The organism is Nitratireductor sp. J20-h4, assembly GCF_056780505.1.
The window spans coordinates 1072027-1094850 of the sequence record NZ_CM165557.1 but is presented as its reverse complement, the minus strand read 5'-3'; the positions used below and the strand labels follow the sequence as shown (position 1 = coordinate 1094850).

The following is a 22824-nucleotide window of genomic DNA, read 5'->3' as shown; positions in this document are numbered from 1 at the left end:
GCCGGGCGCCTTCTATCGTCCGGCGACCATGCGCGTCACATCGTAATCGAGCACGACGACGCCATTCGTCTTGCGCACCGTATTGCGTGTCGTGACGATGCCGCGAGAACCGTTGCTTTCGCCGCGGCAGGCCGTGACTTCGATCTCGACCGCGATCGTATCGCCGGCACGGGTCGGCGCGCGAAACCGGCTGTCGAGCGAAAGCAGCGCAAGGCCGGTGTCGCGCACTGTAGCGTTCAGTACCAGCCCTTCGGCAACCGACAACACATAGGCGCCCGGACATACGTCGCCATGCAGCGCGTCGTCCTGGGCGCGATCCCGATTCGTGAACAGCGGCTCGATCATGCCGGCGAGGTTGACGAAGGCGCGGATCTCCGAGGTCAGGATCGTGCGTCCGCCGGTGAGGAACCGCGCGCCCACCGCCATCTCCTGCCAGTGCAGGCCGCTCGTCAGTATCGTGGCCGAGCTTTGGGTCTGCAACCTCACTCCCCTTTGCCCTGTCTCCGTCCCCGCCAAGACGCGCCCGTTCACCATTGCGTGTTGGGCAGCAGCAGCGAGATCACCGGAAACAGGAAGATCAGCGCGAAGACGACAATGTCGATCGTCAGAAAGTTGATTACCCCCCTGAAGATCGTATGCACGGGCGCGGCCCGGCCAACCACCGAATTGATGATGAAGACGTTCATGCCGACCGGCGGCGTGATCAACCCGATCTCAAGCAGCTTGATGACGACCACGCCGAACCAGATCAGGTCCAGCCCCATTCCCTCGACCAGCGGAATGACGAAGGGCAGCGTCAAAAGCATGATGCCAAGCGGGTCGAGGAACATGCCCATCACGAGATACAGCAACACGATGATCAGCAACACGCTCCAGTCCGACATCATGTAAAATTCGGTCAGGGCGACGACTTCGCGCGTAAGCCCGGTCAGCGAGACAAAGGCGACAAACATCTTGGCGCCGGCCGATATGAAAAAGATCGCGGCGGTCTGCACCGCCGTTTCCTTCAGCGAGCTGACGAAGGCGTCCCAGCTGAGCTTGCGCGAGAGCACCCCATAGACGATAGCGAATGTCAGGCTGACGGCCGCAGCCTCGGTGGCGGTAAAGATGCCGCCATAAATACCGCCGATGATGAGCGTGAACAGCGCGCAGGCCGGCCAGGCCCGCAACAAGGCCATCCAGCGCTCGCCTGTCGAGAATTCCTGTTCGGGCACCGGCGCATCCTGCGGACGAAAGCGCGTCCAGATGAAGATCACGACGATCATGCCCAGCAACGACAGCAGTCCCGGCAACACGCCGGCCAGAAAGAGCTTGTTGACGGATTGCTCGGTGAACAGGCCATAGAGAATGAACAGGACCGAGGGAGGGATCAGCGCGCCCAGTGTGCCGCCCATCGCCACCGTCGAACTGGCCAGTTGCATGGAGTAGCCGTAGCGGCGCATTTCGGGGATGCAGATGCGGCCCATGGCGGCCGCACAGGCAACGGAGGAACCGGTGATGGCGGAAAACCCGCCGCATCCCAGTACCGATGCCATCGCCAGACCGCCCGATACGCGCGAAAGCCAGACCCGGACCGCGTAATAGATTTCGGTCGTGATGCGCGCGTGAAATGCGATATGGCCGAGCGCGATGAACATCGGCACCATGCTGAGTTCATAGGAATGCAGAAACTGGAAGACATTCGACGAAATCAGCGACATGGTCGGCCGTACGGCGCGCATCGCCTGGAACTCGTCGCCGAACTTGTAACCGTAGAAGAGGAACGTGCAGACGACGGCCAAACCGGCCAGCGCGAATCCAACCGGAACGCGAAGCGCGATGAGTAGCATCGCCAGGGCGAAGCCGATCATGCCGATCGTAACGGGGTCCATATCGTCTACCCTTCGTTGCGCGATGCGCCGTCCATGGCGCCACCGCGCAAGACGGACAGGAAGTCGCCAGCCACCATCACGGCCAGCCGAATGGCGAAGATGAGATATCCCAGCCAGAAGGTCAGCCGCACCGGCCATTCGGGAAGGTTGTAGGTCCCGAAAGAGTAGGCGCCTTCCGTCCAGGCCGCATGAAAGGCCAGCCAGCCGCCATAGGTGATCGGAACCAGCACGAGAAATCCGACGACCGACCCGAGCAGGCTGATAGCCGGCAAGTAGCGATCCGGCAGCAGCGCCACAAAGACGTCCACCGCGATATGGGCCTTCTGCGCCGAGACATAGGCCAGCGGCAGGATGACCGCGCCGATCATCAAGTTGCGCACCACGATTTCCATATCCGGTAGCGACCAGTTGAAAATGGCGCGGGTTATGACGCCGGTGACGACAAGCGCGCAGATTGCCAGGATGCACGCCATCGCCAACACAAGCGCCCCGCGCTCGATGACGTGCAGTGCCCCGGGTCGGGACACTGCCTCACGTTCGGGGGCAGCCATTCAGCTGTCGCGGCCCAGGGATCGTTGTTCTCCAGCGGTAGGTCGGCCAGCAGCATGACCGGATTCAGCGCCGGATTGTAGACTGCGATGACCAGCCCCATGTCGGCGACACCATCGCCCACTCCCTTGACCACCGCGGGACCTTTCAACAGCGCCTGACCCCAATGGATCTCCAGCTTGAGTTCGCCATTGGTCCGCTTGGCCAGTTCGTCGGCGAACCAGTTCATCGCTTCCGCGCGACTGCCTCGGTTGGCGCTGTTGTCTGAAAACGACAACGTCGTTTCCGCCTTTGCGGGCCACGCAAGCGCCGCCATCATCAATGCCGCGCCGCCAAGCGCCTTGAGCATGTTTGAATGCATGTCGTACTTCCTCCCTTGAACGGATTTCGGTCTATGTTTTGCAGACATCGAATGGCCGCACGAAGCCGTTATGCATCCCGCCAAGGACGCATTTTCGACTGCCAGCAATTCGAACGATTTAGCCCTCCCGGCTATACCCCATCACCTTGGAGATCGCGGCGCCGGCTTCCACCGCCGCCTTGATGTATCTGTCCCGTTCCCTCCGGCCGCGCGACACCGGAACGCCGATGCTTACCGCTCCAATCACCGCGCCATCCGAATTGCGCACCGGCGCGGCGAATCCGGCCGCGTCGGCCGAGTATTCGCCGATCGTGATCGCGATGCCGCGCGTGCGGACGTTCTTCAGATCGGCCTCCAGCTTCGCCCGGTCGCAGATCGTGCGTTCGGTCAGCTGATCGAGATCGACCGAGGCGAAATAGGCCTCGCGTTCGGCCTCGTTCATGAAAGCCAGAAACACTTTGCCCGCGGCCGATGCATAGAGCGGTCGCCGGGTGCCGATCGCGACGGCGAACCGCACCGACTGCTCGGATTCCACGAAATCGATATAGGCCGAGTATTTCTTGTCCGGCTCCAACTCGGCCAGCAGCACCGTCTCGCCCGTTTCCGCCAGTGTCTTTTCCAAGAACGGGCGGGCAATCTGGCGAATGCTACGCCGCGCCAGGATCGTCGAGGCGAGCGCATAGGCTTCCGAACCCAGAAAATAGAGCGTTCCCTTGCGGTCGAGGAATCCCTGCTCCGTAAGCGCCTTCAAGGTCGACGACAGCGAACTCTTGGGAACGTCGAGACTGGCCGAGATAGCGGAAAGGTTACGCCCGTCCGGAAACTCCGCCAGCAGACGCAAAAGCGCAAAGGCACGCGGCAGAACCATTGGCCCGTCGCTGCGTGCCCCCGTCTTGCTTGCCATGTCCTCAGAGTCACTCATCGGGTGTATTTCCCATATCGGAAATCCTATCCGAAAATCCGTAACATTGTCAATTCGTGGAATCACCTCTGTCACGGACGCGCTGCCTGGGCAAGATAGTCCTCATACCGGGTCGGCTGCAGGTTGAGCCCGCTGCCGCCGTCGCAGGCAATCGTGGCGCCGGTGATGTAGCCGGCCATCTCGGAACAAAGGAAGAGACACAGATCGCCGATCTCCTGCGCGCGACCGAGCCGGCGCAGGGGAACCGCCTTGAGCCGCGCCTCCATCAATGCCTCGGTCGGGAACAGCTTGGCCATGCCGCCCGACCCTTCGATAGGGCCCGGCAGGACCGAATTCACGCGAATACCTTCCGGGCCCCATTCGAGCGCCAGCGTGCGGGTGATCTGATCGACCCCTGCCTTGGCCGCACAGACATGACCCTGCCCGACGAGCGCGGTGCCGGAATGGCCCGACGAGATGTTGATCAGCGAGGCGCCCGGCTTGTTCAGATGCCGATAGCAGGCATGCATCACATGATGGGTTCCCAGGACGTCGATTTCCATGACCGCGCGAAAGGCGTTCGATGACATGTTCTTCATCAGGCAAGGGAAATTTCCCGCAGCACCGGAGATGACGACGTCGAGCGGACCGTGCGCCGCGACCGCGCGCGCCACCGCGGTCTCGACGGCTCCGTATTCGCGCACATCGGCGACGCAGCCATCGGCCTGCGCCCCGTGCGATCGCAGCCGGTCCACCGCCCGGTCGACCTTGGCGGAATCGCGCGAAAACACGAAGACTCCTGCGCCGGCGGCGGCGAAGCTTTCCGCGATACCGAGATTGATTCCGCTGGTGCCACCCGCAACCAGTACCGATTTGTTGCTGAAATCAAACATCCGCTAGCGCCCCCTGAAGACAGGTTTGCGCTTTGACGCGAAGGCCGTGACCCCTTCCACCCAGTCGTCGCTAGCCGCGCAGCGGCCGAAATTCCTCGCCTCCAGCACCAGCTGCTCTTCCAGGCTGTTGCTGTGCGAAGCGTTGATCTGTTCCTTGATGCAGCCATAGGCGACGGTCGGCCCGTTAGCCAGCCGCTCTGCAAGCGCCAGCGTCTCGGCCTCGAGGCGCTCGGGAGGTACGACGAAATTGACGAGGTCGTAGCGTTCGGCCGTGGCCGCGTCGATCCTGTCGCCCAGCAGCGCCAGTTCCATTGCCCGGCGCGTCCCGGCCAGCCGCGGCAGGAAATAGCTGCCGCCCGCGTCAGGCGTGGCACCGATGGCGCTGTAGCTTAACCGGAAAATCGCATCGCTGGCGGCGATGGCGAGATCGCAGGCCGCCACAAAGGACATGCCCGCGCCGGCGGCCGCTCCCGCCACGGAGGCGATGACCGGCTTCGGCATCCGACTCATCCGCACCATGACAGGATTGACCGCATGGACCCGCCGCTCGAACGTAGCGCGCCGCTTTTCCGGCACAAGCGGCGCAAAATCGCTGGCGAAGCTCTTCACGTCCCCGCCGGCCATGAAATTGCCGCCCGCGCCGCGCAACACCACGCAGCGCACCTGCGGATCGGCCGCGGCCTCGTCGAGCGCGTCGTAGATGGCCATGCGCATCTCTACCGACAGCGCGTTCATCGCTTTGGGCCGGTTCATCGTCAGGAAGGTGATGCCGCCCTGAGTGTCGACAAGCAGTTGGTCGCTCATGTCCGTCTCCTCAGACCGGGTCCCAGCAAAAATAGCTGGGTGAAGTATCCGCCGCCGTCATCGCGCGCGCCATCGCCGGGAGCGCATTTTCCAGGATCGCCGAGGGGGTCCATCCCTGGGCGTCGTGCATGGTGTGGACCGGGCGCGGCTGGCTGAACAGGTAGAGTTCGTTGGCGCGCGCGCCGACGATCTGGCCGGTGACCGTGCGCGCGGCATCGCTCAGCAGCGCCACGGCCAGCGGCGCCACTTTCTGCCCGTGACTGAGCTTGTCGAGCATCTTCATGCGCTCGGCGTAAAGCGGGTTGGCTTCGGGAATCGAGCCGGTCATGCGGGTGAATGCCCATGGCGCGATGCAGTTCGACCGCACGTTGAAGCGCGCCATGTCGATGGAGATCGAGCGCGACAGCCCGACGATGCCCATTTTTGCGGCGGCGTAGTTCGCCTGGCCGAGATTGCCGACCAGCCCCGATGTCGACGTCATATGCACGAACGCGCCGCCGGCGTTCTCCTTGAAATGCCGGGCCGCCGCGCGTGAGACGAAAAACGACCCGTTCAAATGGACCTGGATCACGGTTTCCCAGTCCTCACGGCTCATCTTGTGAAAGATGCCGTCGCGCAGGAGGCCCGCATTGTTGACCACGCCGTGCAGTCCGCCGAACGTATCGAGCGCTCGTTCCACGATGGTATGGGCCTGGTCCCAGTCGGCCACCGAATGCGTGTCGGCGACCGCGCTTCCACCGGCAGAGTGGATTTCCTGCACGACCTGTTCCGCGGGGCCGCCATCGGCCTGCTGGTCGCCGACCCCGGCGCCCAGATCGTTGACGACCACATTGGCGCCCTCACGCGCCGCCATCAGGGCGATATATTTGCCGACACCGCGGCCGGCGCCGGTCACGATGATCGTTTTTCCGTCCAGTACGCCCATGGCGCTGTCCTCCCTGTTTTTTCTCAGCCGACGAGGCTGGCCTGCCCACGGTCGAGCACCACCTCGTTGCGATCTTCGACCGTGACCCGGAAGCGGGCGCCGTCCCCGGTCTTCCAGATGTCGGTACGCAATGTGTCACCAGGGAAAACCGGACGGCTGAACCGGCAGGCAAAGCCGCCGAACCGTGCGGGCTCACCACCCGCCATCTCCTCGAACAGAAGCTGGCCGGCGATACCCATCGTGCACAGCCCATGCAGGATCGGGCGGTCGTAGCCGGCCTTGGCGGCCACCGGCGGCGAGGCATGAATCGGATTGTAGTCGCCGCTCAAACGGTAGATCAGCGCCGAGCGCGGGTCCGCCTTGCGGGTCACCGACATGTCCGGCTCGGTTGGAGGAAGCGGCTGCAACGCCTCCGGAACGCTGCCGTGGTTGCCTGTGCCGCCGTCGCCGCGGCAGAAGACGCCCGACGTCACCCGACCGATCTCCGCGCCGCCCTCGATCTCGCGCAGCGTCTTCTCATAGTAGAGGATACAACCCCTCTTGGGTCCCTTGTCGGTGATCCCTGTCACGCGATAGGAGGCGGCCACCTGCCCCCGGGGCGGGAGCGGCCGCGCCATGGTCAGAAACTGCTCGGCGTGCAGAATCTTGACCCAGTCGATCTCCAGTTCGGGATCGCGCAGCCAGAAGCCGGGATGCCCCAACACCATTGCGTAAGACGGCAGCGCGACAAGACCGTCTTCGAAGACGTAGCGCAGCTCCGCTTCGTTCAGAGGATCGAGCGCGACATTGACGCCAAGCGCGTAAAGCATCACGTCGCGTTCCGTGTATGCCGGCTGCATGTCTTCGAAATGGTAGTTCAGAACCTTGTCGACGTTCATCAAGCCCTCCCGTCAGTAGGATTTCGGCAGTCCGAGCACGCGCTCGCCGATGAAGGAAGCAATCAGTTGCTCGCTCACTGGCGCAATTCGGGTGATCAGCACTTCGCGCAGCAGGCGCTCAACGTGATATTCCTTGGCGTATCCCATGCCGCCATGGGTCAGAACGGCTTGCAACGCCGCGTCGTAACCGGCGCGTGCGCCGAGAAATTTGGCGGCGTTCGCCTCCGCCCCGCAGGGTTGGCCGCTGTCATAGAGACCGGCCGCGTTCATCGCCGTCAGATAGGCGGCCTCCAGTTCCATCCAGTTAATCGCCAGCGGATGCTGGATTCCCTGGTTCTGTCCGATCGGACGGCCGAAGACCTGGCGCTCCAGCGCATAACCCGACGCACGGCGCAGCGCATCCTGCCCGATGCCGACAGCCTCGATGCCGATCAGTATCCGTTCGGGGTTCATCGCATCGAGGATCTGATGAAACCCCCTGCCTTCCTCTCCGATCAGGTCGTCCTCGGGGATGAACAGGTCGTCGAAGAAGATCATGTTCGAATCGACCGCCTTGCGACCCATCTTGGGGATACGACGCACCTCGATCCGCTCGCGGTCGAAGGCGGTGTAAAACAGCGAGATGCCGTCGGTCTTGCGCGCAACCTGGTCGCGCTTTTGTGTGCGCGCCAGCAACATGATGCGATCGGCAACCTGGGCGGTCGTGTTCCAGATCTTGCGGCCTTTGACCCGCCAGCCACCCTCGACCCTTTCGGCGAAGGTGGTGATCGAGGTGGTATCGAGCCCGGCATTGGGCTCGGTAACGCCGAAACTGACCTTGTGCTCCCCGCGTACCAGAGGCGGGATCCAGCGCGCTTTCTGTTCGGGCGTACCGTAGACGACGATCGGATGCGGCCCGAACATGTTGATATGAACCGTGGAGGCCGCTGTCATCGCGCCCGCGCCGGCGATTGTATGCATCATGATGGCTGCCTCAGTGACCCCCAGCCCGGCGCCGCCGTGCTCGGTGGGCATGGTCAAGCCCAGCCAGCCGCCTTCGGCGAGAGCGGCATGGAAATCGTGCGGGAATGCGCCATCCTCGTCGCGCGCCAACCAGTACGCGTCGCCGAAACGGTCGCACACCGCCTGAACGCCGTCGCGGATCGCCTTGAGATCGTCGTTCATGCCTCTTTCGCCCTTTCAGAGTGCCGTGGCAAAGCGCTGAAGATGGTGCGCCGCGCTGCCGAACAGCGCCTCGATGGTGAGCAGGCGCTTGTAGTAGTGCCCGACCGGGTACTCGTCGGTCATGCCGATGCCGCCATGGAGCTGAATTCCCTGTTCGCCGACGAATCGCATCAGCGCGAACACCCGGGCAGCCGTTCCCGCCACCGTTCGGGCGACTCCTTCCTCGCCTTCCGCAAGCCGCATAGCGGTCATCTCGGTGAGGGCAGAGGCTTCCTCAAGCGCACCGAACATGTCGGCCAGACGGTGCTGGACCACCTGGTTCTCGACAATGGAGCGACCGAACTGACGGCGGGTCCCCACATAGTCGCGGGTAAGCGTGAGCACGGCTTCCATCGCCCCCACGGCATCGCCGCAGACCGCGCAAAGCACCTCGTCGAACACCCTGTCGAGCGCAGGTGCGGCGGCGCCTTCGGCATCGCCAAGCAACGCGCCGGCAACGTCGTCCAGCCACAGGTCGGATGCCGGCTGCCCGTCGGCGAGGTGAAAATCCTGCCGGCGCAATCCCTGCGCGTCGGGCGAGACCAGAAAGACCGACAGCCCGTCCAGATCGCCGGCTTCACCCCCCGTCCGAGCCACGACCAGAATCTGATCGGCGCTAGCAGCATGGGTGACGACAGTTTTCCTGCCGGTCAGCCGGTAGCCGTCGCCCTCGCGGGCGGCCTTTAACGACACCTGCCGCAGATCGTGGCGCGAGCCCGGTTCTCCATGGGCGACGGCAATGACGGCTTCACCACTGACGCTGTCGGAAAGGAGCCACGCCTTCTGGTCCTCCGTGCCGATCTCCTCGATAAGCCTTGCGCCAAGGAGCACGGACGAGAGAAAGGGTTCGAGCACCAGCCCCTTGCCGAAATGCCGGGACAGAAGAGCGCTGTCGACGACGCTGCCACCCAGCCCGCCGTTTCTCTCGGCAATCGGCAAAGCCAGCCAACCCATCTCGGCAAAGACGCGCCAGTGATCGCGGCTATAGCCCCGCGGTTGGTCTGCGAGCGCGCGGCGTGCGGAAAAGTCGTAATGATCCTGAACGAAACGCTCCACGCTTTCGCACAGCATCGCTTGCTCGGCAGAGAGTTGGAAATCCATGGACCTACCTCAGCAACTGCTTGGCGATGATATTGCGCTGGATCTCGTTGGAGCCGCCGTAGATGGTGGCCGCCCGCTGATAGAGATGATCGCCTAGCGCACCGTGCGCGTAGTCCGGCCCGACCGGCCCGTCATTGCGGCCTCGCGCGGCGTCGTCGGTCAAGAAGACGGCTCCGTAAGGGCCGAGCACCTCGACGGTCAGGGTCTTGATTGCCTGGGCGATTTCCGCCCCCCGCAGCTTCAGCAGCGAGGGACCCGCTCCCGGCATGTCGCCGGCGATCTCCTGCGACAGGTATCTCAACTCCAGCGCCTCAAGCGCCATCAGTTCGGTTTCGATCTGAGCGATGCGCCGACGGATGTCGCCGCCGTCGCAGGCCTGGTCGGCCGCGATCCGCTTCAGCCGGTTGAGCTGGAATTGGGATCGGGCGACGCGCGCGACCATGTTGCGCTCGTGTCCGAGCAGGTATTTGGCGTAAGTCCAGCCCTTGTTTTCCTCGCCGACCCGGTTCTCGACCGGCACCCGCACCTCGTCGAAGAACACCTCGTTGAGCGTGTGCTCACCGTCGAGCCCGATGATCGGTCGCACCTCGATGCCGGGGCTTTGCATGTCGATCAGCAGAAAGCTGATGCCTTCCTGCGGCTTGGCGGCCGGATCGGTACGCACAAGACAGAAGATCATGTCGGCGAGATGGGCGAAACTGGTCCAGATCTTCTGGCCGGTCACCACATAATGGTCGCCGTCGCGAACCGCTCGGGTCTTCAGGCTGGCGAGATCGGAGCCCGCATTCGGCTCCGAATAACCTTGGCACCACCAGGTGTTCGACTGAAGGATGTCGTCGAGATAGCGCGCCTTCTGCTCAGGCGAGCCAAACGTGTAGATCACCGGTCCGACCATGCCGATGCCAAACGGAATCACCTGCGGCGCACCGGCAAGGAAATATTCCCGATTGTAGATATATTTGCGTGTCAGCGACCAGCCGGTGCCGCCATACTCCTTCGGCCAGTTCGGTGCGATCCAGCCCTTGCGCCAGAGCTTCTTCTGCCAGGCGACGATCTCGTTCTTGGCCGGATGGAGCCCGCGCTCGGAGCGTTCGCGAACACTGGCGGGCAGATTGTCGACCAGGAACTGTCTGACTTCGACCTGAAACGCCCGGTCGTCGGGACTGAATTGCAGATCCACAGTGCCCCTCCCTATGCCGCCGCGGGGCGCTTGCGCATCAGCGCGGTGCGCGTACAGGTCGCGACGACCTCACCGCGCTGATTGAGGCCTTCATGGTAAAACACCACGATGCCGTCATTGGGACGCGACTTGCTTTCGCGCTTGGATGTGATTGTCGTGCGCGTCCTGATCGTATCGCCGTGAAATACCGGCCGCGGAAAGTTGATGTCGGTCATCGCTAGGTTTCCGACGGTGGTCCCCAGCGTCGTCTCCGTCACCGTCATGCCGATAACAAGGCCGAGCGTGAACAGCGAGTTGACCAGAGGCTGGCCGTATTCGGTCTCGGCGGCGAAGTGAAAATCGATATGCAGCGGCTGGGTGTTCAGCGTCGCGTTGCAGAATTGCATGTTGTCGTACTCGGTCACCGTGCGCGACAGCGCATGCTCGAAAACCTGCCCTTCTTCGAACTCTTCAAACCACAAACCGGCCATGAAATTTTCCCCGCGTCGCGACAGGCAATCGGCATTCGGCCGGCCCATCAATGTTTGCGTATTTGCGAATTATTTTCTAATATCAGAACTATTGTGATTGCAAGGAAAAATCGCACCGTCCAAAAACCCGATGAAAATCGCATCAACCGGGCGCTGCGCGCCAATGCCGGCGCAAGCCAGCACGACAGGAGACGACGCAAGACATGAATGCAGACACCGGCTGGAAACCGCTTGAGGGACTCACCGTCATCGACTTTTCGATGTTGCTGCCCGGCCCGCTCACAACGCTGATCCTTGCCGATCTCGGAGCCGATATCATCAAGATCGAGCCGCCGGGCGGCGACTATGCCCGCCATATGAAAAGCGCCATGTTCGCGGGTGCCAATCGGGGAAAGTCGAGCATGGTCCTGGACATGAAGGCGCCCGGCGCCTCCGGCATTGTTGCTCGCCTGGCCGCACGCGCCGACGTCGTCATCGAAGGGTTCCGCCCGGGTGTGGCCGCCAGGCTGGGCTTTGGCCCCGACCAGATGCACGCCTTCAATCCGGCGCTCGTCTACTGCTCGCTGTCCGGTTTCGGGCAGACCGGCCCCGCGGCGACCAAGGCCGGCCACGACCTCGCCTATTTGGCGATGGGCGGCAGCCTGGCCTATCGCGGCCAATTGCGCCGTCCGCCCGGCCGCGCCGCCCTGCCGATTGCCGACATCGCCGGAGGCGCGTTCGCCGCGATCGCGATACTGGCAGCATTGCGCGAAGGGCGCGGACGCACGCTGGATATCAGCCTCTACGAAGCCGTGCTCTATTCCAGCCTGCTGCGTTTTGGTCACGACGCCCCCGCCGACACCGTCGACCATCTTTATCCGGCCAACGATCTCTTCGTGTGCGCGGACGGTCGCCAGCTCGCGCTGACGGTGATCGAGCGCAAGTTCTGGGACAATCTGGTCGCCGCCACGCGCGACGTGGCGCCGGCACTCGGCGACCAGCGCTTCGCCACGGAAGACGCGCGCGCTCGCAACGCCGAGGCCCTGATGGCCGAACTCGACGCGATGTTCGCGCGACATCCCGCGCAACACTGGATCGACCTGTTCGACCCCGCCGACGTTCCGGCCGCGATCTGCGTCACCAATGCCGAGGCGTGCGCTGCGCCGCAGGCGCGTGCGCGCAAGCTTTGCCGCGACACGCCGCAAGGCCCGGTGGTGCCGTTCCCCGCCTTTGCAGACGGCAGAACCGTGGCCGAAACCGGTCCCGCACCGGGCCTCGGCCAGGACAGGGACGCGATCCTGACCCGCCTTGGCCTCGCGGCGAGCGAAATCGCCGACCTGGACAGCGCCGGCGTTTTCGGCAAACAGCCGGAAACGGCCTGACCATGCCGCTCGCCACGATCCCCGTCGCCGCGCTCGACCTCGCCGACCATATTCGTGAAGACGATCTGGTCACCTGGGGCCAGGCGATGGGCGAACCACGCGCCCTGGTCGATCTCTACACCGCAGCCCGCCACCGGATCGGGCCGACCCGGGCGCTTCTGGGCCTGCAGTTGAGCGACGGGATCGCGGAAATCCACACCGACTTCATCTCGCCGGTGAGCTACGGCGCGCTGGGCAGCGTGCGCGCGCTCGCTCGTGCCGGCAGGCTGCAACTCCTCCCCTGCCGCTATTCCGCACTTCCCGGTCTCATCACTACAGCGCGATTCCGGCCGGATATCGTCCTGGTGCAACTCAGCCCGCCTGGTCCGGACGGGTCTCATTCGCTTGGCTGGTGCAGCGATATTCTGCCGGTGGCTATGAAACATGCCCGCGCGGTGATTGCTGAGATCAATCCGGCCGTGCCATGGGTGCGCATGGACCGCCCTTTGGACCTCAATCGAATTGCGGTTGCCATCGAAAGCCGGATTCCCCTGCCCGGATTCTCCGCCCCGCTGCCCGGCGCAACAGAGGAAGCCATTGCCGACCGGCTCACTCCTCGCATTCCCGAAGGGGCAACGCTCCAGATCGGAGTGGGCGCAATCCCCTCTGCCGTACTGGGCGGGCTGCGCCATCACCGCGATCTCGGCCTTCACTCAGGCCTCGTGACCGACGGCATTGCCGATCTTGCATCGTGTGGCGCGCTCACCAATGCACGCAAACCCCTTCTCCCAGGTATCGGTGTGGGGACCGTTGTCCTGGGCGGTGACAAGGTTACCAGGTATGTTGCCGATAATCCCGGCTTCATGCTGTGCGGCGCCGACTACACCCATGGCGCGAGAGCGCTCAGCGCCCTCGACAATCTGGTCGCCATCAATTCCGCGCTGGAAGTGGACCTTTTCGGTCAGGTCAATGCCGAGCAGGCCGGGCCTCATTATGTCGGCGCCATCGGCGGGCAACCCGACTTCATGCAGGCCGCGACAGCTGCGCCGAACGGGCTCTCCGTCATTGCTCTTCCGGCGACCGCCGGGCGTGGCGAGGCAAGGCGGTCTCGGATCGTTGCCCGGATCGACCGCACGGTCACCACGGCCCGCTATGATGTAGACATTGTGGTGACCGAACATGGCTTGGCCGACCTGCGCGGGCTTGACCTTGCCGCCCGCACCCGTGCATTGATCGCGACTTCCGCGCCCGAGTTTCGCGATGCGCTTGAACGGGCGGCACGGGTGGAGGGACCTCCGGCTTGATCTTCCAGCAACGGATTGCGGGCGCAATGCGCGCGCTGCTCCTGGCGTTCATCTTTGCCTATGCCCTGTCCAACGAAATCGCCCCGCAGCCGGCCCTCGCCCCTTTCATCGGTACGGCCATGCTGGTCTGGCTGCTGCTGGAATTCTCGAAAATGGCGCTGGTGGCACAGGTTACCGCCGCCGCCGCCCTGCTCCTCGCCGCCCTGAGCTGGGCCAACGGCACGCTGGATGGGGATATCCTGGTCAAGGCCGTCGGCCGCGCCGCCTTCTTCACATGGTTCATCCTGTCGATGGACCTGTTGCGGGCAGCCGCGCAACGATCGCGCATGGTGCGGGAGACCGGTCGCGTTCTCGTCGAGCAGCCGCCCGGGCGCCGCTATCTGATGCTGACGCTCGGCAGCCATTTTTTCGCGCTGCTGATGAATCTCGGCGCCGTCACCTTGCTCGGTACGGTGACGCGCGCGGCCACCGAAGGTGCAAGGGATGCACGGGTTGCCGAAATCCGCCTGCAGCGGATGAGCGTCGCCATCGTGCGCGGCTTCGCTGCCGGCACGCTGTGGCTGCCCACCTCCATCACCGTGCAGGTCGTCGTCACCACGATTCCCGACTTCCAATGGCACGACCTTGCAGCCCAGGGCGCTGCCACGGCAATCGCTTTCATGGGACTCGGTTGGCTGATCGACCGGCTGGATCATCCGATACGTCCGCCGGGAGCCTTCGCGCACACGCTCGCTTCCACGCTCGCCAAGCTGGTGCCTCTGGTGATGCTGACCATTGGCATGCTCTTGGTCGCGAGCGGTCTCACGGCGGTATCCGGACTGCGGCCGATCGCAGGCCTTTTGTGCGTGGTACCCTGTTTTGGTCTGGCATGGCTGGCCATGCAAAAGCGCGGCGCCGGCCTTGTGACCGTGCCGCGGCTCTGGGCGCGCGTGCTGCAAAGGCAGGTTCTTCCCGAACTGGCGACGCTGCGCTCGGAGGTGGCCATTCTGACGTCGGCGGGTTTCATCGCCGTCCTGTTGCCGCGCCAGGTCGACACGGTCGCGCTCGCCGCCCTGATCGGGGATCATCATCTTGCCGGGGCGATGCTTCTGGTCCCCATGCTGTGGCTTCTGGCGGCCGCCGCGCCGTTCGGGCTGAACCCGATCGTTTCGGTCGCCGCCTGTCTGGAAATCGTGGTCAACCTGCCGGGCGTCGACCTGCCGGCGCCGGCGCTCGCCCTAGCCGCCACCGTCGCCTGGTGCATGGCAAGCGGAATGTCGCCGCTCGGCGCCACGATCCGCATCATGGCGCGCTGCATCAGCCGTCCTCCCATCAGGATCGGCCTGTCCTGGAACGGGCCCTACACCTTGTGGATCGGTCTTGCGGCGACCGGCGTCCTTTTCGTCATCAGCTGAGGAGACACCGATGACCGACCCGACCGGTACCTGGCACCTGCACCGCTGGCATTCGCTCAAAAACGGCGTGCCCGACGGCTACCCGATGGGCGAGGACGCCCTGGGACAACTGCTTTACGGTCAGGACGGGGAAATGAGCGCCTTCCTGATGCGCGCCGATTTCGCCGTCTCCCGGGACGGGCCGACCACCGACAGTTTTCTGTCCTATGCCGGCAGCTGGACGGTCGTCGACGACGAGATCACCCATCACGTGCGCTTCGCCTCGGCTGCGCACTGGATCGGGCGTCCGCTGGTGCGCCGCATGCGCATGGAGGGCGACGCGCTGGCTCTCAGCACCGCCCCCGAGACGTCACGCTCGGGCAGTGTCTATGTCCACGAATTGTTGTGGCGACGGCACCCGCCCATTTGAGCGCCTTACCCCGGCTCGCCGGAAACGCCCTCAGCGATCAGCCGGTCTATCTCGGCCCGCGTATAGCCGGCTTCGGCCAGCAATTCCCGGCTGTGCTGGCCGAGCCGCGGCTGCGGCCGGTGGATGGCGTTCGGAGTCTTGGAGAAACGTACCGGCGGATCGGTCATGCGGATGCGCCCTTCACTCGGGTGATCGACCAAGTGCCAGAAGCCGGTGGCGGCGAGTTGTTCGTCGTTGAGCAGATCTTCCTTGCTGTTGACCCGCTGCACGGGGATTGCGGCGGCATCGAGGTCGCGCTGCCACTCTTCGCACGTGCGGTTGGCGACGATCTCTGCCAAGACCCCGTAGATCTCCTCGGAATGGCGGGTGCGCGTTGCCAGGTCGACGAAACGAGGATCGTCCTTGAGATCTTCGCGGCCCGCGATGCGGAACATGTCCTGCCAATTCTGGGTCGAATAGGGCAGCACCGCCATAAAGCCGTCCTTGGTGCGATAGGGCCGGCGCATCTTGTTTAACAGCCGGGCATACCCCATCGGCCCCAGCGGCGGGTCGAAGGCGGCGCCGTTGACGTGCTCGACCATGAGGAAATCAACCAGCGATTCGAACATCGGAACCTCGATCACCTGGCCCTCACCGGTCCGCTCGCGATGAAACAGCGCTCCCAGCACCGCCGAGACGACGTAAAACGAGCTGATCTTGTCTGCCATGATCGAGGGAACGTAACGCGGCTCTCCGCCTTCCGACGTCACCCGCTGCAGGTCGGCGATGCCGCTCGCCGCCTGGATCACGTCGTCATAGGCCGGCTTGTTGGCCAGCGGCCCGTCGCCGCGGAAACCATAGGTCTTGACGAAGATCAGGCGCGGATAGGCCGTGGCGAACGCCGCCTCGTCCATGCCGAGCTTGGCGGCGATGCTCGGGCGCATATTGTGGACCAGAACATCGGCCGTTCCCACCAGCCGGAACAACGCCTCGCGCCCCTGCGGCCTGCGGATGTCGATGACCACCGAGCGCTTGTTGCGATTGGTGCCCAGAAAAAACGAGGCCATGCCCGGATTGCGCGCTTCGCCGATCTCCCGGGTCGTGTCGCCGCTCGGCGTCTCCACCTTGATCACGTCGGCGCCCATGTCACCCAGTTGCTGCGTGGCCCAGGGGCCGAGAATCACCGTCGACAGATCGACCACGCGCACACCGTCCAGCACTCCAGCCATCGCTATTGCTCCGCCATCTTGATCTGCTCGTACAGCGCGAGCAGGTTGCGCGCCTGCTTGAGGTGGGGCATGTCGAGCATCTTGCCCTCAAGCCCGACCGTACCGAGACCCGGGTTGCGGCTGAACACATCGACCACCCTGTGCGCCCAGTCGACTTCGGCGGCGGTGGGCGTGAAGGCGGCATTGATCACCGCGCTTTGGGCGGGATGGATGGCGATCTTGCCGACGAAGCCCGCCTGACGATCCTTCTCGCAGTCGATGCGCAACGCTTCCAGGTCGCGGAAATCAACCACCACGCAGCCCACCGGCTGAGCGTCGATGGCGCGCGAGGCGGCCAAGCACATCGCCCGGGCAAACTCGTAGACATGATCGTATTCGCCGCTGCGTGGGTCGCGATTGCTGGACGCGCCAAGCGCCGCGGCAAGGTCCTCGCCGCCCCAGGTCAGTGCGGCCAGCCTGTCGCTGACGCCCTCCAGATAGCTCTGGAACTGCAGCAGCGAGGCGGCCGTCTCGGTGGCAACCGACAGTATTTTGGTGCTGCCGGCCGTGATCCCGAAGGCCGCTTCCAGTGCAGCCAGCCGTTCAGCAAGGCGGTCGATGTCCTGTCCGCCGTCAACCTTGGGCAGCACGATCCCGTCCGGCGCGCCCGGCATGACGGCTGCGAGATCGGTCGCCGAGAACGCGTGATCGAGCGGATTGATGCGCACCCACAATTGCTGTCGGCTGCGATCGGGGTTGTCCTGGAGAAACGTCCGCGCCATGTCGCGGGCGATGTCCTGGCGGTCGTCGGCCACCGCGTCCTCGAGATCGAGGATCAGAGCGTCGGCAGGGTTGGCGCGTGCCTTTTCCAGCTTTCGGTCACTGTCGGCCGGCACGAACAGCCAGGATCGTAACACGCGCATCCGCTCCTCCTATTGCCGCTCGGCGGTCGCCGTGGCGCCCGCCTGGAGCATGGCTTCGATGCGCGAGGGGGCAAATCCGATCTCGCGCAGGATCTCGATGGAATGTTCGCCCAGCCGCGGGGCCAGTCGCTGCGGTTCGGGCTGGGTTCGCGACCATGTGGCGGGAAACGCCATGTCGCGGATCGCCCCCTCGCTCGGGTGCTCCACGTCGCGGAAAAAGCCGACCGCGGCCAGATGCGGGTCGGCGATCAGTTCGTCGGGGGTGACCAGCGGCATTGCCGGGATATCGGCCTTGTCAAAGATATCGACCCATGCGGCCGTTGTTCGCGTCGCCAGAATGTCGGCCAGTTCGGCATAAATGGAATCGATATTCTCGGTCCGCGTCGTCATGGAGGCGAAGCGCGGATCGGTTTCGTAGCTTTCAGGCGTACCCAACGCCTCGAACCAGGCCCGCCAGTGCCTGTCTGTATAAATCATCGCGCAGATATAGCCGTCCCTGGTCGGGTAGGGCCGCCGGTCGGGCGACAGCAGCCTGGCATAGCCCGGCGGTCCGATCGGCGGGTCGAACGTCTGGCCGGCAAAATGCTCGCCGAGCACGAATGTCGTCATCATTTCGAACATCGGCATGTCGATGCGCTGGCCTTCGCCGGTGCGCGCCTGATGCAGCAGCGCGCCGTTGATCTGTCCGACCGCCCAAAGGCCGACACAGCGGTCGACAATGGCGGCAGGCGAATAAGCGGGTTGTCCGCCGCCGGCGGCGATGCGCGCCAGCGATGGAATCGCCACCGCTCCCTGAATCAGGTCGTCGAAGGCCGGCTTCTTGGCGTAGGGGCCGGTCTGCCCGTAACCATAGAGCCCGGCATAGATGATGCGCGGATTGACCTGCCGCACCGTCTCATAACTCAGCCCCAGCCGTTCCATCACCTGCGGACGGCGGTTGTAGACCAGAACATCCGCCTCGCGCAGCAGCGCCTTGAGCGCGGCCAGCCCGTCGGCGGTCTTCAGGTTGAGGACCACCGAGCGCTTGGAGCGGTTGGTGTTGAGGAAGATCGGGCCCATGCCTTCATGGCGGTGCGGACCGATCTTGCGAATCGGATCACCCTCCGGCGCCTCGACCTTGATGACGTCGGCCCCCATGTCGCCGAGAATCTGTGTCGTGTAGGGCGCCATCAGCATGTTGGTCAGGTCGACGACGCGTATTCCGTCAAGGGGGCGTGTCATGCAACGTCTCCGGCGGGGCGAAACAACGGGATCGCCTGTCCCCCCTCCGACTGGCCAAAGGTCAGTTCGACCGGCATTTCGACCCTGATCGTGTCGAAATCCGCCTCCACGAGATTGCTCAGAACCGTCACCCCCTCTTCAAGACGCACGTAACAGATCGCGTAGGGCGGGTCGGCCCGGCGCGTGACGGAATAGGAATAGATTACCCCGCGCCCGGTTGCCTCGTACCACTCAGTGGCGTCGGAAAAACAATGCGGGCAGATCGCACGCGGAAAATAGTGCGTCTTGCCGCAATCGGCGCAGCGTTTCAGAAGCAGCTTTCCCGCGTTGCAGGCGGTCCAGTAGGCTTCGCTTTCCAGGTTGATATCGGGATCAGGATAGATGCGTTCGCTCATGCGTCGTTCCCCCCAAGAATGATGGTCGCCGCACCAGTGCGCTGGGAAATCTGCCCGCCGGTTCCATGAGCCAGTGCCAGCCGGCAATCGGGCACCTGCACGGCCGGATGCGCTTCATGACGAAGCTGACGCACGGCCTCGATCACCTTGGTCATGCCGCCGCGATTCGACGGGTGGTTGTTGCACAGCCCGCCGCCATCGGTGTTGAACGGCAACTTGCCGACACCCGAGATGAGGTTCCCGTCGGACACGAACGCCCCTCCCTTGCCCTTTGCGCAGAAGCCGAGATCCTCGAGCGTTTCGAGGACGGTGATGGTGAAACTGTCGTAGATTGACACGTAGTCCATGTCGGCCGGCTTCAGCCCGGCCTCGGCGAAGGCGATCGGGCCCGACAGCGCGGCGCCGGTATAGGTCAGGTCGACCTGCCCGGCGTTCAGGTGCTTGATCGCCTCGCCCTGCCCCAGCACCTTGACACACCGATCACCGAGCGTTGCGGCGATTTCCGGGCTGACCACGACGAGGGCGCCGCCGCCGTCGGAGATCACGCAGCAATCCAGCCGGTGCAGCGGGTCGCAGATCATCGGCGATGCCAGCACGTCTTCCACGCTCACCACATCGCGCAGCATTGCATGCGGATTATGCTGGGCGTGATGGCTGGCCGCGACCTTGATCCAGGCCAGCTGCTCCGATGTCGTGCCGAACTCGTGCATGTGCCGCATGGCCGCCATCGCATAGAGGTTGGTCACCATCGGACCATAGGGCAGTTCAAAGCCCCGCTCGGGCGAATCCTCGCCTCTGGCGCGCGCGCCGAGCGCGCGCAGCCCCTCGGCGCGCGGACGCCCGGCCAACGTGATCAGCGCAACCTTGCACTTGCCGGCCGCGATCGCCGCCATGGCGTGTCCGACATGCACGAGATAGGACGAACCGCCGGTCTCGGTGGTGTCGGTATGGGACAGATTGAGCCCCATATATTCTGCAAGGACCATCCCGCCGAGGCCCGGAACCGATCCGTCGCAGAAGAAGCCGTCGACGTCGTCCTTGGTGAGCCCGGCATCGGCCAGCGCTCCGCGCGCCACTTCGGCGTGGAGTTGCGCCAGGGTCTTGTCAACCGCCTTGCGTGTCGGGTGTTCGTAGACGCCGGCAATATACGCTTTCGCCTGTCTAGCCATGATCCGCCTTCAATAGGATTTCGGGAGACCGAGCGCCTTTTCGGCCAGGTAACAAAGAATGAGCTGCGGCGGGATCGGGGCGATGCGGTGTATCAGCGCTTCGCGCATGTAGCGCTCGACGTGGAATTCCTTGGCATAGCCCATGCCGCCATGCGTCATGACCGCATTGGTACACGCCTTGAAGGCGGCTTCACCGGCCAGAAATTTGGCCGCGTTGGCCTCCTTGCCGCATTCGTGCCCGCCGTCGTAGAGCGTCGCGGCGCGGAACGCCATCAGGCTCGCCGCCTCCAGTTCCGCCCAACTTTCGGCGAGCGGATGCTGGACGCCCTGGTTCTGGCCGATCGGCCGGCCGAAGACGGTGCGGTCATTGGCGTAACGCGCCGCCCGATCGAGAGCGCAGCGGCCGATCCCGACAAGCGAGGCGGAAATGAGGATGCGCTCGGCGTTGAGACCGTGAAGCAGATAGCGGAAGCCCTTGCCTTCCTCGCCGATCAGGTCCTCGGGCGGAATGCGCAGCCCGTCGATATAGACCTGGTTGGAATCGACGCATTTGCGACCCATCTTGTCGATCGGGCGCACTTCGATGCGGCTCCGATCGAAATCGGTATAAAAAAGCGACAATCCGTCGATCGGCCGCTCGGTCTCGCTCTCCGGCCGGGTCCGGGCGATCAACAGCATCTTGGTGGCCTTCTGCGCGGTCGACGTCCATGTCTTCTGGCCGTTGACCACCCAGTGCGTGCCGTCCCAGTCAGCCCGGGTTTTCAGCCGGGTGGTGTCGAGGCCGGTGTTCGGCTCGGTCACGGCGAAGCAGGCCGTATCCTTGCGCGAAACGATCGGCGGCAGCCAGCGCCGCTTCTGCTCCTCGGTGCCGAATACCACGACCGGATTGAGCCCGAATATGTTGATCGCGATGGCGGCGAAGCCGGCATTCGCCGCGCCGGTCTCGGTGATGGCCTGCACCATCGTCGCCGCCTCGGTTATGCCCATGCCAGAGCCGCCGTACTCTTCCGGCATGGCGATGCCGAGATAGCCAGCTGCGGCGATCGCGTCGCAGAATTCGTCCGGAAACCGGCCATCCGTATCGCGCTGCAGCCAGTAATCGTCGTCATAGGGCTTGCAGACGCGGGCAATTCCCTCGCGGATCGACCGCTGGTCGTCGCTGTAGCCGCTCGGCTCTCCATAACCAGAACTCATCGTCGCTGCTTCTCCCGATTCTATTGCAAAGGCGCTCCCGGTCAGACGCCGATCGTATAACCACCGTTTACAGAAAGGTGCTGGCCGGTGATGTAGCTGGCGGCCTCCGAGAGCAGGAAGCAGACAGGCTGGCTGACCTCCTCGGGCGTGGAAAAGCGGCCCATCGGAATTTGGGCCATCACCCCGTCTCGGAACTTTTCGCCGCGAATCACCTCCGTCATCGGCGTCTCGACCACGCCGAAGCAGACCGTGTTGATGCGAATGCCCTTCGAGGACCATTCCCTGGCCGCGCTCATCGTCATGCCCATGACGCCGGACTTGGCCGCACCGTAATTGATCTGACCGATGGTGCCGCGACGCCCGGCGTCCGAGGAGATGTTGACGATCGACGCCGGCGAGGTGTCGCCGTTCTCGATGCGATCGAGCATATGCCGCCCCGCTGCCTGCAGGCCGTAGAACACGCCGCTCAGATTGACGTCGATCACGTCCTGCCAGGTCTTGCGATCCATTTTGGCGATCATCGCCGCACGAACGATGCCGGCATTGTTGACCAGCCCGTGCAAGGCGCCGTGACGCGCAACCGTCTCGTCAACGGCCGATTGGACGAAATCCGGGTCGGCGGTCGAGCCAACCAGCGTGTCGATGCGTTCGCCCAGTTCGTCCTTGAGCGCGGCGATGCCGTCTTCCTTGATGTCGAGCGCAATGACCTGCGCGCCAAGATCGTGCGCCAGGCGGACGATCGCCGCGCCGATGCCCTGTCCAGCCCCGGTAACGAGGATGTTGCGCCCCGCGAGGCTCATCGGATTCTTCATCGCCCTCTCCTTGCAAGAAATTCGCTTTTACGAACTATATTCGCTTATGCATATTCCATGTTTGCGTGACCATTGCAACCTGATTTTGCCCGCACGAACAGGAGTGCGGTGGGGAATGGCGGGCTCGACTTGCGAGTTGTCGGACGGGTTGCCGCTTTCCCGAGGGGTCATTGCCTGGGCTTTCAGCACACCACCGCTTCGCCCGGTGCGAGGCAGACGCAACCGGGCTTCTTACAGAACCTGGAATCATCTTCAGCCGCAGCGCGGTTCAGCGATGGGTGAAGCCAATGAGCATATCGTTCCTTAAAACCATCGGACCGGTAGCAGGCCGGAAGAAAAC

General features: G+C 64.0%; 24 protein-coding genes. 4 read left to right on the top strand and 20 right to left on the bottom strand.

What is annotated here, in order from left to right:
• Positions 1-12 precede the first annotated feature (12 nt).
• The 13 genes from ACT2B0_RS05305 to ACT2B0_RS05245 all read right to left on the bottom strand — a co-directional run bounded on the left by ACT2B0_RS05305 (position 13) and on the right by ACT2B0_RS05245 (position 11184).
• Positions 13-480 (bottom strand): MaoC family dehydratase, encoded by a 468-nt coding sequence (locus ACT2B0_RS05305; protein WP_473462183.1) that lies wholly within the window; start codon positions 478-480, stop codon positions 13-15.
• A 47-nt stretch (positions 481-527) separates the two neighbouring features.
• Positions 528-1871: a TRAP transporter large permease gene (locus ACT2B0_RS05300; RefSeq protein ID WP_473462181.1), complete on the bottom strand. Its 1344-nt coding sequence runs from the start codon at positions 1869-1871 to the stop codon at positions 528-530.
• A gap of 5 nt (positions 1872-1876) precedes the next feature.
• Positions 1877-2344, bottom strand: a complete 468-nt coding sequence (locus tag ACT2B0_RS05295) for a TRAP transporter small permease (protein ID WP_473465795.1) — start codon at positions 2342-2344, stop codon at positions 1877-1879.
• Positions 2296-2781 (bottom strand): type 2 periplasmic-binding domain-containing protein, encoded by a 486-nt coding sequence (locus ACT2B0_RS05290; RefSeq protein WP_473462177.1) that lies wholly within the window; start codon positions 2779-2781, stop codon positions 2296-2298. Before ACT2B0_RS05290 ends, ACT2B0_RS05295 begins: the two co-directional genes overlap by 49 nt.
• A 118-nt stretch (positions 2782-2899) precedes the next feature.
• On the bottom strand, positions 2900-3703 hold the full coding sequence (locus ACT2B0_RS05285; RefSeq protein ID WP_348488721.1) for an IclR family transcriptional regulator: 804 nt from the start codon (positions 3701-3703) through the stop codon (positions 2900-2902).
• 71 nt (positions 3704-3774) lie between these two features.
• Positions 3775-4575 carry an SDR family oxidoreductase gene (locus ACT2B0_RS05280; protein WP_348488719.1) on the bottom strand — a complete coding sequence of 267 codons (801 nt, stop codon included), beginning with the start codon at positions 4573-4575 and terminating at the stop codon, positions 3775-3777.
• A 3-nt stretch (positions 4576-4578) separates the two neighbouring features.
• Entirely contained in the window at positions 4579-5379 is an 801-nt protein-coding gene (locus ACT2B0_RS05275; RefSeq protein WP_473462175.1) for an enoyl-CoA hydratase/isomerase family protein, read from the bottom strand.
• A 10-nt stretch (positions 5380-5389) separates the two neighbouring features.
• On the bottom strand, positions 5390-6304 hold the full coding sequence (locus ACT2B0_RS05270; protein WP_473462172.1) for an SDR family oxidoreductase: 915 nt from the start codon (positions 6302-6304) through the stop codon (positions 5390-5392).
• A gap of 23 nt (positions 6305-6327) precedes the next feature.
• The gene (locus ACT2B0_RS05265) at positions 6328-7182 is read right to left on the bottom strand and encodes a MaoC/PaaZ C-terminal domain-containing protein (RefSeq protein ID WP_473462171.1); all 855 of its coding nucleotides are present in this window, start codon (positions 7180-7182) and stop codon (positions 6328-6330) included.
• A gap of 12 nt (positions 7183-7194) precedes the next feature.
• Positions 7195-8346: an acyl-CoA dehydrogenase family protein gene (locus ACT2B0_RS05260; protein WP_473462170.1), complete on the bottom strand. Its 1152-nt coding sequence runs from the start codon at positions 8344-8346 to the stop codon at positions 7195-7197.
• 15 nt (positions 8347-8361) lie between these two features.
• Positions 8362-9486, bottom strand: a complete 1125-nt coding sequence (locus ACT2B0_RS05255; RefSeq protein WP_473462167.1) for an acyl-CoA dehydrogenase family protein — start codon at positions 9484-9486, stop codon at positions 8362-8364.
• Positions 9487-9490: 4 nt separating this feature from the next.
• Entirely contained in the window at positions 9491-10666 is a 1176-nt protein-coding gene (locus ACT2B0_RS05250) for an acyl-CoA dehydrogenase family protein (RefSeq protein ID WP_473462165.1), read from the bottom strand.
• An 11-nt stretch (positions 10667-10677) separates the two neighbouring features.
• Complete coding sequence (locus tag ACT2B0_RS05245; protein ID WP_473462162.1) at positions 10678-11184, bottom strand: MaoC family dehydratase; 507 nt, start codon at positions 11182-11184, stop codon at positions 10678-10680.
• Positions 11185-11339: 155 nt separating this feature from the next.
• Between ACT2B0_RS05245 and ACT2B0_RS05240 the strand changes: the two genes are divergently transcribed.
• The 4 genes from ACT2B0_RS05240 to ACT2B0_RS05225 are packed head-to-tail and all read left to right on the top strand — an operon-like array spanning position 11340 to position 15583.
• On the top strand, positions 11340-12497 hold the full coding sequence (locus ACT2B0_RS05240) for a CaiB/BaiF CoA transferase family protein (RefSeq protein ID WP_473462161.1): 1158 nt from the start codon (positions 11340-11342) through the stop codon (positions 12495-12497).
• A 2-nt stretch (positions 12498-12499) separates the two neighbouring features.
• Entirely contained in the window at positions 12500-13780 is a 1281-nt protein-coding gene (locus ACT2B0_RS05235; RefSeq protein ID WP_473462158.1) for an acetyl-CoA hydrolase/transferase family protein, read from the top strand.
• A gap of 26 nt (positions 13781-13806) precedes the next feature.
• Complete coding sequence (locus tag ACT2B0_RS05230; protein WP_473462156.1) at positions 13807-15174, top strand: hypothetical protein; 1368 nt, start codon at positions 13807-13809, stop codon at positions 15172-15174.
• A gap of 10 nt (positions 15175-15184) precedes the next feature.
• Positions 15185-15583 (top strand): lipocalin-like domain-containing protein, encoded by a 399-nt coding sequence (locus tag ACT2B0_RS05225; protein WP_473462153.1) that lies wholly within the window; start codon positions 15185-15187, stop codon positions 15581-15583.
• 5 nt (positions 15584-15588) lie between these two features.
• On the opposite strand, the gene ACT2B0_RS05220 is transcribed toward ACT2B0_RS05225, so the two are convergent.
• The 7 genes from ACT2B0_RS05220 to ACT2B0_RS05190 are packed head-to-tail and all read right to left on the bottom strand — an operon-like array spanning position 15589 to position 22484.
• Positions 15589-16791 carry a CaiB/BaiF CoA transferase family protein gene (locus tag ACT2B0_RS05220; RefSeq protein ID WP_473462151.1) on the bottom strand — a complete coding sequence of 401 codons (1203 nt, stop codon included), beginning with the start codon at positions 16789-16791 and terminating at the stop codon, positions 15589-15591.
• 2 nt (positions 16792-16793) lie between these two features.
• On the bottom strand, positions 16794-17693 hold the full coding sequence (locus ACT2B0_RS05215) for an HpcH/HpaI aldolase/citrate lyase family protein (protein WP_473462148.1): 900 nt from the start codon (positions 17691-17693) through the stop codon (positions 16794-16796).
• Positions 17694-17702: 9 nt separating this feature from the next.
• On the bottom strand, positions 17703-18914 hold the full coding sequence (locus tag ACT2B0_RS05210) for a CaiB/BaiF CoA transferase family protein (protein WP_473462146.1): 1212 nt from the start codon (positions 18912-18914) through the stop codon (positions 17703-17705).
• Positions 18911-19309, bottom strand: coding sequence for a Zn-ribbon domain-containing OB-fold protein (locus tag ACT2B0_RS05205; RefSeq protein WP_473462144.1), 399 nt, complete (start codon positions 19307-19309; stop codon positions 18911-18913). The genes ACT2B0_RS05210 and ACT2B0_RS05205 overlap by 4 nt, the downstream gene beginning before the upstream one ends.
• Complete coding sequence (locus ACT2B0_RS05200; protein ID WP_473462142.1) at positions 19306-20478, bottom strand: thiolase domain-containing protein; 1173 nt, start codon at positions 20476-20478, stop codon at positions 19306-19308. The genes ACT2B0_RS05205 and ACT2B0_RS05200 overlap by 4 nt, the downstream gene beginning before the upstream one ends.
• 9 nt (positions 20479-20487) lie before the next feature.
• Positions 20488-21672, bottom strand: a complete 1185-nt coding sequence (locus tag ACT2B0_RS05195) for an acyl-CoA dehydrogenase family protein (protein ID WP_473462139.1) — start codon at positions 21670-21672, stop codon at positions 20488-20490.
• 41 nt (positions 21673-21713) lie between these two features.
• Positions 21714-22484 (bottom strand): SDR family NAD(P)-dependent oxidoreductase, encoded by a 771-nt coding sequence (locus tag ACT2B0_RS05190; RefSeq protein ID WP_473462137.1) that lies wholly within the window; start codon positions 22482-22484, stop codon positions 21714-21716.
• Positions 22485-22824 lie beyond the last annotated feature (340 nt).